Annotated in this window: 11 protein-coding genes; 10 read left to right on the top strand and 1 reads right to left on the bottom strand. The window is 45.8% G+C overall.

What is annotated here, in order from left to right; translation table 11 throughout:
* The first annotated feature begins 102 nt into the window (after positions 1-102).
* The 3 genes from GUA98_RS24790 (at position 103) to GUA98_RS24780 (ending at position 2,580) form a co-directional block, all read left to right on the top strand.
* Positions 103-1,272 (top strand): sensor histidine kinase, encoded by a 1,170-nt coding sequence (locus GUA98_RS24790; protein ID WP_227780102.1) that lies wholly within the window; start codon positions 103-105, stop codon positions 1,270-1,272.
* Between the two features lie 98 nt (positions 1,273-1,370).
* Positions 1,371-1,817, top strand: a complete 447-nt coding sequence (locus GUA98_RS24785) for an RrF2 family transcriptional regulator (protein WP_153980467.1) — start codon at positions 1,371-1,373, stop codon at positions 1,815-1,817.
* Positions 1,818-1,935: 118 nt separating this feature from the next.
* Entirely contained in the window at positions 1,936-2,580 is a 645-nt protein-coding gene (locus GUA98_RS24780; RefSeq protein ID WP_193724725.1) for a nitroreductase family protein, read from the top strand.
* A 118-nt stretch (positions 2,581-2,698) separates the two neighbouring features.
* On the opposite strand, the gene GUA98_RS24775 is transcribed toward GUA98_RS24780, so the two are convergent.
* Positions 2,699-3,790 carry a GntR family transcriptional regulator gene (locus GUA98_RS24775; protein WP_193724724.1) on the bottom strand — a complete coding sequence of 364 codons (1,092 nt, stop codon included), beginning with the start codon at positions 3,788-3,790 and terminating at the stop codon, positions 2,699-2,701.
* Between the two features lie 461 nt (positions 3,791-4,251).
* On the opposite strand from GUA98_RS24775, the gene GUA98_RS24770 reads away from it, so the two are divergent.
* The 7 genes from GUA98_RS24770 (at position 4,252) to GUA98_RS24740 (ending at position 13,265) form a co-directional block, all read left to right on the top strand.
* Positions 4,252-5,868: a xylulokinase gene (locus GUA98_RS24770; protein WP_193724723.1), complete on the top strand. Its 1,617-nt coding sequence runs from the start codon at positions 4,252-4,254 to the stop codon at positions 5,866-5,868.
* Position 5,869: 1 nt separating this feature from the next.
* Entirely contained in the window at positions 5,870-6,565 is a 696-nt protein-coding gene (locus GUA98_RS24765; protein WP_193724722.1) for an L-ribulose-5-phosphate 4-epimerase, read from the top strand.
* Positions 6,566-6,837: 272 nt separating this feature from the next.
* Positions 6,838-8,262 carry an L-arabinose isomerase gene (gene araA / locus GUA98_RS24760; RefSeq protein ID WP_095290619.1) on the top strand — a complete coding sequence of 475 codons (1,425 nt, stop codon included), beginning with the start codon at positions 6,838-6,840 and terminating at the stop codon, positions 8,260-8,262.
* Positions 8,263-8,469: 207 nt separating this feature from the next.
* Positions 8,470-9,234, top strand: a complete 765-nt coding sequence (locus GUA98_RS24755) for an AAC(3) family N-acetyltransferase (RefSeq protein WP_193724721.1) — start codon at positions 8,470-8,472, stop codon at positions 9,232-9,234.
* A gap of 303 nt (positions 9,235-9,537) precedes the next feature.
* Complete coding sequence (locus tag GUA98_RS24750) at positions 9,538-11,235, top strand: diguanylate cyclase (protein WP_193724720.1); 1,698 nt, start codon at positions 9,538-9,540, stop codon at positions 11,233-11,235.
* Between the two features lie 224 nt (positions 11,236-11,459).
* On the top strand, positions 11,460-12,743 hold the full coding sequence (locus GUA98_RS24745; RefSeq protein WP_193724719.1) for a WXG100 family type VII secretion target: 1,284 nt from the start codon (positions 11,460-11,462) through the stop codon (positions 12,741-12,743).
* Positions 12,744-12,755: 12 nt separating this feature from the next.
* Complete coding sequence (locus GUA98_RS24740) at positions 12,756-13,265, top strand: hypothetical protein (RefSeq protein ID WP_193724718.1); 510 nt, start codon at positions 12,756-12,758, stop codon at positions 13,263-13,265.
* Positions 13,266-13,462 lie beyond the last annotated feature (197 nt).

Below are 13,462 nucleotides of genomic sequence, written 5' to 3'. Positions count from 1 at the left end.
ATATCGTGTTGAAGATATTCGAAGATATTAAATTTGAATTGAAATGGTGGGTTCATGAAGGAATTATACAGTCAGGTAAACCGAAGAACATATTACATATCCATGTTAACGATCATAGTGCTTATGGTGTGGGGACTTATCCTATCGACGTCTGAGTTAAAGGGGATTACGATAGGATATGGTATTCATTTTACGTGTGTAGCAATTATATCGGTGTGTTTGCTGATCTATCCGAAGTATGAGACCTATGTTTTCAGAACGATCATCATTATGATGGGGTTCGCCTATTTCTATACGCTGTTCTTTTTGTACCCGGATACCTGGACCACCTATATTCTGATATGCCTCATTCCTTCTCTTGCGATTTTGTTTTTTGATATGAAATTGTTTTACTTCTCCATGGTTTTAAATGGAATACTTATTCTGATGACTTTCGTTTACATTACTTTAATTGACCAGGGACAGGTGTATACATACTTCCATTACGATCTTGTAGGCAATTTAATCAATATCATAGCCAGCCAAGTGATGCTGTTTCTCATATTTCATTTATCCTTTAGTCGGATGAAAAAGCAGCAGCTCTATTATGAGCAGGTACAACAAGCAGAACGTTTGAAGATGATCGCTAATTTGACCGCTGCTGTAGCGCATGAAATTAGGAACCCGGTTACTGTTGTTCGAGGTTTTTTGCAGTTATATCAGCAAGACCCCACTTTTGACGTTTCGGACAAGAGCAAGTTTAAATTAATGATCGACGAACTGAATACGGTGGAACACATCACTTCTCAATTCCTAACCCTCTCCAAGCCCAACGGAGATCTGAAACCGGAGAGAGTCGATGTGAAGGATGTCCTTCATAGTGTTACAAGTCTGCTAAGTTCATATGCCATGCTATCGGATAATCATATTGATATAGACGTTGAGGAAGACTGTACGATTCTCATTAATACGATTGAGTTCAAGCAGCTGCTTATGAATTTAATCAAAAATGCAGTGGAAGCGTCGGAGGCGGGCATGTCAGTCTCTGTCACGGCAAGGAGAAGTCGTCATGATATTGAGATAAGAATTATCGATCAAGGAAGCGGAATGTCAGAAGATGAGGTGAAGTCACTAGGCACTCCTTTTTATTCGTTAAAAAGTAATGGGACAGGGCTAGGGTTAATGATTTGCTTTAATATTGTCGAAAAGTATGGTGGAGAAATTCATTATCATAGTGTGAAAGGACATGGAACCACGGTTACTGTTCGCTTCTTAGCTGTAAATGAGAAGTAAACAGCCAGCGTAGAACGGTTCCTTTTCCTCTTGTTGAATGAGACTTAAGGGTTTGCTATAATGCACACATTACATCACGAAGAAGGGAGCACTGTATAATGAAAAAGGCCAAACATACCTGTCCATCCAACAGCAAGGCATTCGGGTTGGCTCTGCAGGCTCTTGTGTTCATGTCAGATAGTCCAAATCGCTATCCAAGCACCAATATTGCTGATCACTTGTGTTCGGAAGCGACGTTGATCCGCCGGATATTGGCGAAGCTGGCTCAGGAAAATATTCTTGAAGTCCGGGAAGGTCGCGATGGGGGATACTGGATGAAGGCAGCGCCGGAGTCAGTCACACTGGCTGATATATATCAAGCACTCCAGACCGATGTATCTCTATGTGAAGGTATGCTTGAATCTACAGGTGAGCACGCATTCGGCTTACAGATGCATGATATGTTCAGCGATATATCGGATGAAATTAACAATAGCGTTCTGAATATTTTACAAAAATACACCATTGCCGATATGGCCAATAAAATGAACCCTGTAACGGAATAATTGACAACGATCTATTCCGCATATATACTGTGCTTATATTAGCACAGTTAAGTGGTTTATTTTTTTGCTTTTAACTGTGCTAAATAACACACAGTATAAATATGGGAGGCTAAACGGAATGGAGAGCACAAAGCAAGAGCAAAGTTTTATGGGTGTTGTCAAAGAAAGACGTTCAGTACGGAATTACGATCCTGCCTTCAATATTTCCGAGCAGGAACTGAAAGATATTTTGACTGAAGCTACTCTTGCTCCGTCAGGTGCAAATATGCAGCCATGGAAATTCGTTGTCTTCAATGATCAGGCTTTGAAGGAACAGCTGCTTCCCATTGCGAATAACCAACAGCAAGTGGTGAATGCCTCGGCCGTCATCGCGGTGCTTGGTGACCTGGAGTACATTAGACAGGTGGACTCTGTTTATGACGCTTCCGTAGAAGCTGGTTACATGACCCAAGAAGTCAAGGAAACACTGGTTACCAATATGAAGGGAATGCTGGCATCCATGGATCCTCAATATATTAAGGAGGGTGTAATATTCGATTGTGGTCTTGTATCGATGCAGCTCATGCTAGCCGCACGAGCGCGCGGTTACGATACCGTTGCCATGGCTGGGTATGACAAGGAGAAATTCACCCAGGCATTTGATATTCCCAATCATTATGTACCCACTATACTCATAGCCATCGGTAAAGCATCACAACCGGGACATCCAACCACACGTCTTCCGATTGAAGAGATGACATTTTGGAACGGCATAACAAGATAATGGGAAGAAGGCTCCCGAGGATTTTCCTTGGATAGGGTTCTTCCAGTGATAGTAGATAGGTAAAACATAAAAACGTTAAAGGCTGCCCTGATGGCAGCCTTTTTCTATGGATAGTATCTTATTCTACTTCAATCTCCTTCACTGTCTCACCCTCCACCAGGACAGGCTGGTAATAGGTGTTGGTGGGCAGATCCTTTTTGCCTTGCAGCTTCTTAATGACCCAATCGGCAGCGTCGCGTCCCATTTGCTCCTGGGGATGGGTTAGCGTGGTGAGTTTAATATTGGCATTCTTGGCGATGTACGAATTGTCCTGTCCAATAATGGATAACTCATCCGGAATGGATATGCCCAGCCTTCTGCAGGCATGCACCACTTCCAGCCCCACCTCGTCGTTGTAACATACGATGGCGGTCAGAGCTTCCCTGTTATCGTTCAGAAACGTTTCCAGATTAGCGGACAGATCCGGTTTTGAGGCCGTATCGAACGAAAGCACCTGCTCGGGATGGAAACGTAATTTGGCTTCGCCTAATGCTTTGATATACCCCTTCATCCGGTACTTTCCTTGCAAATCATCCATTTTCGAAATAAGCCCAATCTGGGTATGCCCGTTGGCGATCAATTCCCGGGTGGCCAGATAGCTGGACTGTACGTCATCCAGACAGAAGAAGGGAACCTCCAGCTCCTCGTAAAAGGCATTGATCATCGTAAACGGTACATCCTGCTCCTTAAATGAAAGGTAGTACGCAATGTTGGGATTGTACAGATTGCTCTTGGTCGGCTCCACAATCAGGCCATCGACTCCGTAGGAGAGCATCATCTCCAGCGCTTTTTTCTCTTGGGCGACATCATTATTGGTGCTGGCTAACAGCAATGAATAATTATCCTCGTTCAATCGGCTTTCAATACCGCGAATGATGGAGGGGAAGATGTAATCAGAGATGTACGTCGTGATGACACCAATCGTTTTCTTCATCGTTGCTCCGCCGGATCTGGATCGGTATTGGTTGCTGACATAGGTTCCAGAGCCCTTCTCGCTTCGCAAAAAACCTTCGTTCGACAGCTCCAAAATGGCCTTTCTCACCGTCTGGCGGCTCACATTGTAGCTCTCCTGCAGAGCAGACTCGGTTGGGATCTGTTCGCCCACGTTATATGTCCCCGAAAGGATATGGCTCTTTATATCATCAATAATGACTTGGTATTTTGGCTTCACGCAATCCACTTCTTTCATGATTACTCATCTATAGAAACGTTATGGTTCAAATAGTTGTACGTACATATTTTAGCATGATTCTAGTCTAATGAAAATAAAACAGCATATTTCCCGAAATAAACCGTACAATTCAGGTTCAATTACATGAAACTGTACACTACAGCATACCCTTAAGCAAGCAAAAAAAGACATGATAAACAGTAATAACGGGTCCTTTGTAAGTATAAATGTTATATATTATTGACAGATGTACGTACAAAAATTATACTAAGGCTGTCAGAAAAGGAAAGCGCATTCTTAAATAAGGATTGCTGCTGTTTATTCACCAGAAGTGTTCGCAACAGCAGTACACATTTTATACGAATTCATAAATTCATCCTAAGCCGTAGCAGCTTTGCTCCTTTAACGCAAATACCATCCTAGCGATTAAAACGGCGATCAGAGAGGGGACAACCATGGTTATGAGTCATGAGCAGACGAAAGAGGCGATTGCGAAGGGAGCTACTTCACTTGGCATCGAGTTCGGTTCAACGCGGATCAAGGCCGTATTGATTAACGAACGTTTCGACACCATCGCATCCGGAAGTTACGAATGGGAGAATCTCCTGAAAGACGGATATTGGACGTATAACCAGGAGGATATCATCACGGGCATGCAAACCGCGTACCGCGAGATGAAGCAGGATGTGGAACAGAAGTATGGCATCACGCTGCAAACCATTGGTTCCATCGGATTTTCCGCCATGATGCACGGATATGTTGCACTGGATCGTACGGGTGGACTGCTGGTACCGTTCCGGACGTGGCGTAATGCAACGACTGGAGTGGCAGCGAAGGAGTTAACGGATCTTCTTCAGTTCAACATCCCGGAACGCTGGAGCATCGCACACTTGTATCAGGCCATATTGAACGAGGAGGAACATCTTCCTCGTATTGATGCCCTGACTACGTTGGCTGGATACATCCACTGGTTGTTAACCGGCAATAAAGCGATCGGAATTGGTGATGCTTCAGGCATTTTCCCAATCGATGAGTCCACACATAATTATCATCCAACCATGATCAAGCAGTTCGACGAACTGATCGCAGGCCGAGGTTATCCATGGACATTGGAAGAGCTTCTTCCCAAGGTATATCTCGCGGGCGAGGATGCAGGAACGTTAACGGATGCCGGAGCCAAGCTGCTCGATCCCGCTGGAGACTTGCAAGCAGGCATTCCGTTATGTCCGCCGGAGGGTGATGCGGGAACAGGCATGGTCGCGACGAACAGCGTAAGAAAACGCACGGGCAATATCTCTGTCGGCACATCCGTCTTTGCCATGATCGTCCTGGAAAATGAACTGTCCAAAGTGTATCCCGAGATCGATATGGTCACAACGCCAGACGGTAGCCCGGTGGGTATGGTACATGCCAACAACTGCTCCAGCGACATCAATGCATGGATCGGATTGTTCCGTGAATTCTCTGAGGCCATGGGATACGAAGCCGATAGCGGCAAGCTATTCAGCGTCTTGTTTAACAAAGCACTCGAAGCAGACCCGGATGGTGGCGGCCTGCTGAGCTACGGATACTATTCCGGCGAGAATATTACGGGGATCGACAAGGGCCGTCCGTTGTTCGTTCGTTCACCTGAAAGCCGGTTTAATCTGGCCAACTTCATGCGTACCCATCTGTTCACAGCCTTCGGTGCATTGAAGATCGGGATGGATATTTTGACGGAAAAAGAAAACGTCGCTATCGACAGCATCTTGGCTCATGGTGGATTGTTCAAAACGCCAGTCGTTGGACAGCGGATTGTTGCAGCCTCGATGAATGTGCCTGTATCGGTCATGTCCACGGCGGGGGAAGGCGGGGCTTGGGGCATGGCGCTTCTCGCTTCGTACATGATCAATAAGGGTGAGCAGGAGAGTCTGGATGTGTTCCTGGAGCAAAAGGTATTCAGCGATGTCGCTGGAGAGGAAGTAGCACCGGACCCATCGGATGTCAAAGGATTTGAATCATTTATCGAACGCTACCGGAAAGGTCTGGCCATTGAGCAGGCGGCTGTTGATCATCTGGTAGAGAACGGGAGGGACTAAGATGTTAGAGCAATTGAAGCAAGAGGTTTATGAGGCGAATCTGGAGCTGCCGAAGCATGGTCTTGTGAAGTTCACTTGGGGCAACGTCAGCGCCATTGATCGGGATAGCGGATTGTTTGTAATCAAACCAAGCGGCGTCAGTTACGATGCCATGAAGCCAAGCGACATGGTCGTTGTCGATCTGGATGGCAACGTGGTGGAGGGCGAGATGAGACCATCCTCGGATACAGCAACGCACGCCGTTTTATATAAGCATTACTCTGAAATAGGCGGGATTGTGCATACGCACTCCACATGGGCAACCATCTGGGCGCAAGCTGGACTGGATGTACCTGTTATGGGAACGACACATGCGGATACGTTCTATGGTGCGGTACCTTGTGCGCGTTTCCTGAACCAGAACGAGGTTGATCGCGGATACGAAGCGGAGACAGGACGCGTCATTATTGAAACGTTTGAAGAGCGCGGGATTGATGTTATGGCCGTTCCGGCCGTGCTGCTCCATGGTCATGCACCGTTTACCTGGGGAAAAGATGCGAAGGCGGCTGTGGTGAACAGTGTTGTGCTGGAGGAAGTATGCAAAATGAACCTGTATGCGCGGCAGCTAAACAACTTTGCCAAAGAACTGCCGCAAGGCATTCTTGATAAACATTATCAGCGAAAACACGGGAAAGACGCGTATTACGGACAGAAGTAATGTGGTTATGTAGCGATCGGTTGATAATAATTCAAGCGAATAAGTTGTTTGTTACTACTACCAATGAAGTTGTATCAAACTTTTACACGATAACGGAGAGTGCAGTACCAATCTGTAGAAGCGAAGCGCTCGCCTTTATAACCGGATATCATCCTTATTAAAATTGATCAAAGAAATCCGGGGATAACCAGCGATCGGAAGATGGTACTGCAATTGGAGTGATAAGTGTAAATCCATATGTTCAACTATAAAAATGAAATGAGGATGATTACATGTCAGCAACAGCAGCAAAAGAATTTTGGTTTGTCGTTGGTTCGCAGCATCTCTATGGTGAAGAAGCACTGGGCGAGGTCAAAGCCAATGCACAGAAGATTACGGATGCCCTGAATGCAAGCGGCGTTCTGCCCTACCCACTCGTATTGCAGGATCTGGCGGTAAGCGCGGATAAGATCACAAGCATCATGAAAGAAGTCAACTACCGCGACGAAGTAGCGGGTGTTATTACTTGGATGCATACCTTCTCTCCAGCGAAAATGTGGATTCGGGGTACTAAATTGCTGCAAAAACCGCTGCTTCATCTGGCTACGCAATACAATGAGAGCATTCCTTGGGCAACCATCGATATGGACTTTATGAACTTGAACCAGGCAGCACACGGTGACCGTGAATATGGATTCATCAATGCTCGTCTGAGAAAACAAAACAAAATTGTCGTTGGTTACTGGGAGCGCCCAGAAGTGCAGCAGCAGGTTGCCGATTGGATGGACGTGGCGGTTGCCTATAACGAGAGCTTCAACATCAAAGTGGCCCGTTTTGGCGACAACATGCGCAACGTGGGTGTAACTGAAGGGGATAAAGTGGAGGCACAAATCCAATTCGGTTGGACGGTCGACTACTTTGGCATTGGTGACCTCGTACAGGTTGTGAATGCGGTGACGGAGCAGGAAATCGATGACCTGATTGGCCAATACGCAGAGCTGTATGAATTCGATTATGGTACAAACAGCAAGGAAGCTTGGGAAGCCAGTGTGCGTGTGCAAGCCAGTTATGAAATTGCGATCAAACGCTTCCTCGACGAGGGCGGATACACTGCATTCACCACTAACTTCGAAGATCTGCATGGCATGAAGCAGCTTCCAGGTTTGGCTGTTCAGCGCCTGATGGCCCAAGGGTATGGATTTGCTGGCGAAGGTGACTGGAAAACAGCTGCACTTGATCGTTTGCTGAAAATCATGAGCCACAACGAGAACACAGGCTTCATGGAAGATTACACCTATGAAATGGCTGCCGGACAGGAAGCGATCCTTCAATCTCACATGCTTGAAGTAGATCCTACTCTCGCCAGCACCAAACCGAGAATCATCGTGTCTCCACTGGGTATTGGCGATCGTGAAGATCCTGCACGTCTGGTATTCGATGGCAAAGCAGGCGAGGGCGTTGTTGTATCCATGGCTGACTTCGGCACACATTACAAACTGCTAATTAATGAAGTGTCTGCATTCGAGCCAACGGTACCAGCACCGAATCTGCCTGTAGCACGTGTATTGTGGAACGTGAAGCCAAACTTCCAGGATGGGGTCAAAGCCTGGATCGAAAATGGCGGAGGTCACCACACCGTGGTTTCCTTGAACCTGACAACAGATCAGATCGTAACGTATGCGAAGCTGGTTAACCTGGAGTATGTCGTTATTAAATAAACATAAGATATTTTTATCGTAATTGGACTCATATCCATAATTGCCTGGCGGCCGAGGGATTCCCTCGGCCCTTTGTCGTGCGGTGATGCAGTGACAAGACAGTCACAGTCACAATCTGTAGTGCAGTCTTCTGAAGTGCGAGCCCTTACGCACCATAGAGTTCTTTTCATTTTGCTATAATAGCCCAAAGGAGGTTATCGATTCATTATGCATACGCAACAAAGCTTGCTTAATCAGCTCCACGAGCTTGGTATTGACGGACGAGGTACACTGCTTGTTCACTCTTCCATGAAAAGTATGGGTGAGGTCGAAGGTGGGGCGGATACTGTGCTGGATGCACTTACAGACTATATGAAGGATGGACTGCTGGTGCTGCCAACTCACACCTGGTCCACCATCAATGCGAGTGATCCAATGTTCCACGTGGAATCATCACCATGCTGCGTCGGGATTCTACCTGAGCTATTTCGTAAACGGCCAGGTGTAGTACGTTCATGGCACCCGACTCACTCGGTTGCAGCAATCGGTCAGGATGCGGTGGCATTCACGAAGGACGATCACCTATATGACACACCTTGTGCAAGGGGATCAGCATGGGGCAAGCTGCTTGATCGGAAAGCGACCATTCTCCTTGTTGGCGTTGACCTGAAACGAAACACGTTCATCCATGGCGTAGAGGAATGGGTGGACATTCCGGGGCGTTTAACAGATGGGCATGAGCAGCTCTACACGGTATTGCCAGATGGAACAGAGATTTCAGTACCTTCGCGTAGACATTGCGGGTTGTCGTGGTCGGAGCATTTCTGGAAAGTGGATGAGGTGTTACAGCGCAAAGGCGCAATGCGTCTAGGAAAGCTTGGCGACGCTGTTGTACGAGTATGTAATGCGGCCGTGGTGGAGGAGATTATCACAGAGATGCTAAGGGCGAATCCGGATCTATTCTCGGATAACCTGCCGCTGGCGAGGAAGTAGGAGTAGACATACCAGAAGACCGCTCGGCAACGGGCGGGAGATGGTTCTTTTTTCTCAATAGCTAAACGTTCAAAAACACTCACAAATCAGCAAAATAGATACATAAATAAAACAGTGCTTGGCTGTATTTCCAGTGTATGGCCTACTCACCCATAGGGGTGTGTGATAAGATATGGTTAATTTAACCAAAACTTTAGTCAGGGAAAGCATTTTATAGTTTCAATAGCATTAATTAGATTAGATTTACGAAAATAGCCTAGCTCAATGATATCGTAGTAGTCGCAACCAAGAAGGAGAAGATTTGTGAGCCCATTGGTATGGTATGATCTCTTTTTATTCGTCCTGTTGTTAGGTGTATACGTTTATGTTTTTGTTACCGCTAGAATCACGAACTTACATAAGGTGTATTTTCTATTTCATGGGTTGATGATGCTCTGGCCCTTCTGTCAATTCGCGGTTGTGTTGTCGGATGACCCGGGCTGGCAGTTATGGTATGTGACCCTGTCATTCGTCGCCGTCTCACTGCTTGGAAGTGGCTGGCTGCTGTTGACCATCTTCATTACCGGTTATGCGGATCGATTAGGGACAAAAAGAGTTATGCTGCTGTTCGTACCAGCTGTTATTGCAGCCATAGGTGTGGTTATCAACCCGGCTCATTGGTTTGTAACCCCGCTGGAGGGTGGGTATATCGAACGGGCCTATGGCCCATGGTTCTGGGTGGTCATGATTGTTTTGGTGAGCTACTTTGTAGCTTCCCTGTTTATTTTGTTCGGGGCACTTCGCGCCTCCGATAAGTCACCAACGATTAAAAAACAGGTGAAAATTACGCTGTGGGGCATATTCGTCCTGGCTGTATTTGCAGCCATCGATGCCCTTCTGAATGTGGTTTTGCGAGCATGGATACCGTTCATCATTCCCGGACTGACGTCGCTGGGGATTTTTCTGTCGGATTTATTTTTTGTCTATGTCATCAAGCGGTACAATGTCTTCGATCTGGTTTCCATCGCCCATGAGGATGTGATTAATACAATTCCCTATGGCATCCTGGTTTTGGATGAGAATGAGACGATTATTGAAGCAAACAAGGCATCCAGATCCTTCATGGATCTGCATGTTGGGGATTGTTTTGATATGGAGGCATTTCTGGGATCAGTTCGTGTAGAGGGCAACAGTGGGTCATTTCTGGATCAGTATCGGCAAAAGGAAAATACGCTGTCTCAGATTGAGGTCATTGTGGAGGAGAGTGACATAGAGCGTCATTTTATCCTCCAAACCTCTCCAATCATTGATCATTATCAGATGCCTCTTGGTTATCTCCTGACGTTTCAGGATGTGTCGCAAGAGCGCTACTATGTGAAAGAAATGAATCGGCAGAATGAGATGCTTCAGGAACGCAATCATGCCCTGGACCGCATTCGGCAGGAGTTATCCGAGGCTAATCTCAAGCTGGAGGAGCTGGCACTTACGGATAGTCTGACTCACTGCTACAATCGCCGTTATCTGACCCAGCAGCTGACGCATGAGGTCATTACGAATGTTCACTATAAGACGCCGTTTTCACTCCTTCTCCTGGATATCGACTACTTCAAGGCAATCAATGATCGCTATGGACATGTCATTGGGGATGAAGTGTTGTATCGTACAGCTCAGGCTGTGAAACAGTCCATCCGGGAGACCGATATTTTAACGCGCTACGGCGGGGAAGAGTTTATGATCTACCTTCCGCATACGGAACGCCAGTTAGCTCAAAAGATTGCGGAACGCGTGAGGCTGTCCGTGGAGTCCAACCTTATGGCAGTAGATCATGAGGTTGGGCAGGTGTCCATTACGATCAGCATTGGGATTCTATCGATTGAGGATTTTGAATGTGATGATGCACCGGATAATGCGGAAGGGTATCTGACGCAGCTGTTTGCAGCCGTAGACAAGGCACTGTATCAGGCGAAGCAGAATGGGCGGAACCGGATTGAGTTTGCGGAGTTAGAGCGGGGCGTTTCTTGAAGAGGTGAGAATCACTTCTATAATATGTCTTACAAATGACACCAAGCCGATTGGTGTCATTTGTTTTTTTAGCCTTTAGCTTGGGTATATGCATATAGGACCATAGGACTGATAGTATCAGGAGCTAATATTATGAAATAGGGAAAATCAGGATGTTAGCCGGATGTATGTGTGCAAAACTTCTGCTAACATAGGTTAATCTTATTAAATGAGCGGAGATACATATGAGTACAATTAAAGTTACCCCTGAACAACTGCATCACGTATCCAATCAGGTAGATCAGGCCAGACAACAATTGGAGGGCATCCGGAGTGATCTGACCAGGCAGATTATGTTCATCCAGGCGATGTGGATGGGTGCAACGCAGGAACGTTTTTACTATGAGTTTGAGCGATCCAAGCCTATACTGGAGAAAGCATTAGAGAGTATGGTTAACACGTCCAAGGATCTGAAGGATATCGCTACCCGCTTTCAGGAAGCAGATGCTGAGCAGGTCAGTTTGGCAGGTACAACTGGAGCTGTTGGTGCGATGGCGATGACGACAAGATTGACGGGTAATGGAAACCTGGAAGATAAGGGTTATCGGATGGCGTATAACTCAGCATTTGGAATATGGCTTCCTGTGAATGAGAAAGGCGTTACAGATCAGGCGGCTCTCCAGGCTTATGAGAAGGATAAAGGGAATTTGGATGTAAAAGGCATGCAAGGCCCTATGAACATGGACCCGCCAGGGGAGGATATCTTCGCACTCCAGATCAGGGCATTTGAGAATGGGATACATCCGTTTACAGGCGAGCCTGTCTCAGATAAATATGCTCAAACAATGGTTACGTCGCTTAAGCTTAGTCAGATTTTTATGGCCGTTTCGATGGTTAAAGGGAGTATGCCGGGTAGCAAAGGTCCATTCCGTTTGCCATCATCCAACCCAGCTGTGGCGAAGATAAAGAAGCATATTGAGGCTGCTAGAGATAAATCTGGAAACAACCGTGGAGATAGTATAGAAAGAACAAAGAACAGTCATGGTTTCACAGGATCAGGATTGAGGGATTACGACAAGGCAGCAGAAGCAGAGTACGAATCGATAAGACAATTGAAAATGAAAGATGTAGAAGATGTTGCAGCCAACACAGGGTTGAGTACTGATGAGATTAGAACAATGAAAAAGCACTTATTCTTTGGTAAACATCAAGTGCCTCAGCCTGGAGGTACAGAATATAAAATGGAACGTTTCATTGCTGATGACGAAATCGCTTATGCTTGGAAAACTGCACAGAAGGGTGAGTTAACCATCGAGCAAAAAGCGTGGTTCAAACAATTGGCTGAGCATGAACTGGCCGAACGGAAATTTATGTCTCAGGGACAAAAGTATAGGACATTAGAATCTTGGAATCACGAAAAGGGCACATATGATGGTTTTCCACCGGGTGCTCATGAGAATGCTCCGAAACAACCTAATACTGCGTTTCCGGGCTACGAAGAATACTTCTTTAATAAAATGTTTAAATAAGCGGGGGATAATATGGGACCATTATTGAATAAAGCCGTTGAACGTTTATCTTCTATTCCATTCGAGGATCTAGGGACAGACTCACGAGAGTCATCTCATGTTCTACTAAGAGAGTATTTTAGACGAACCAATCAATTTTTAAACGAGATGGGTGTTTCTATAGATCGATATCCCATATTCAGTTTCGCTAAAGTCATCGGGGAATCAGTAAACGAAGAAGTGTATAAAGCTTGTCCTAAAGTTAATTTTATTCAAAATCCATACATGAAGGCTATTTGCTACTGCTATTTAGAAATTTCCGAATTAGCAGATCGGGGAGTAAGTAGCGCAACAAGGTATGTTGATCTCTACGAACCGATAATAAAGTTCTTGGAAAGGGGCGGGAGCTTCACAATAAGACAAGGTGAGCTTCTAGTAGGTAGTTCTGCATATCCACTAACGTATTGGAGAGATTTAGACATTCCTATACAGGATATCAGCGATATTGCTTTAGAGCGTGTAGATACGAAGGATAATGGATAATTACTCGCATGGAATGCTCTGATCATCATCGATCATATTAGTCTTTTTCTTTAGATCCCAATTACTAGGTTAATTTAAGTGCCTAGATTTACAACGATAGAGCCATAGGGTATTCTGCCTGCTGTAGACAGATAGTTTCTTTAAGTAATCTAAGATGAAAAAACTATAAGCAATCTAACTAGAAACCCGCTCTCATC

It is taken from the genome of Paenibacillus sp. P13VS (assembly GCF_015143645.1).
Classification (GTDB): domain Bacteria; phylum Bacillota; class Bacilli; order Paenibacillales; family Paenibacillaceae; genus Paenibacillus; species Paenibacillus xylanilyticus_A.
This window is presented reverse-complemented; position numbering and strand designations above follow the sequence as displayed.

Bases quoted from the DNA above. Each gene is read 5' to 3' on its own strand.
- GUA98_RS24765 (WP_193724722.1), top strand. From the start codon at position 5,870: ATGTTAGAGCAATTGAAGCAAGAGGTTTATGAGGCGAATCTGGAGCTG.
- GUA98_RS24790 (WP_227780102.1), top strand. From the start codon at position 103: ATGTTAACGATCATAGTGCTTATGGTGTGGGGACTTATCCTATCGACG.
- GUA98_RS24770 (WP_193724723.1), top strand. From the start codon at position 4,252: ATGAGTCATGAGCAGACGAAAGAGGCGATTGCGAAGGGAGCTACTTCA.
- GUA98_RS24740 (WP_193724718.1), top strand. From the start codon at position 12,756: ATGGGACCATTATTGAATAAAGCCGTTGAACGTTTATCTTCTATTCCA.
- GUA98_RS24755 (WP_193724721.1), top strand. From the start codon at position 8,470: ATGCATACGCAACAAAGCTTGCTTAATCAGCTCCACGAGCTTGGTATT.
- araA (WP_095290619.1), top strand. From the start codon at position 6,838: ATGTCAGCAACAGCAGCAAAAGAATTTTGGTTTGTCGTTGGTTCGCAG.
- GUA98_RS24780 (WP_193724725.1), top strand. From the start codon at position 1,936: ATGGAGAGCACAAAGCAAGAGCAAAGTTTTATGGGTGTTGTCAAAGAA.
- GUA98_RS24785 (WP_153980467.1), top strand. From the start codon at position 1,371: ATGAAAAAGGCCAAACATACCTGTCCATCCAACAGCAAGGCATTCGGG.
- GUA98_RS24745 (WP_193724719.1), top strand. From the start codon at position 11,460: ATGAGTACAATTAAAGTTACCCCTGAACAACTGCATCACGTATCCAAT.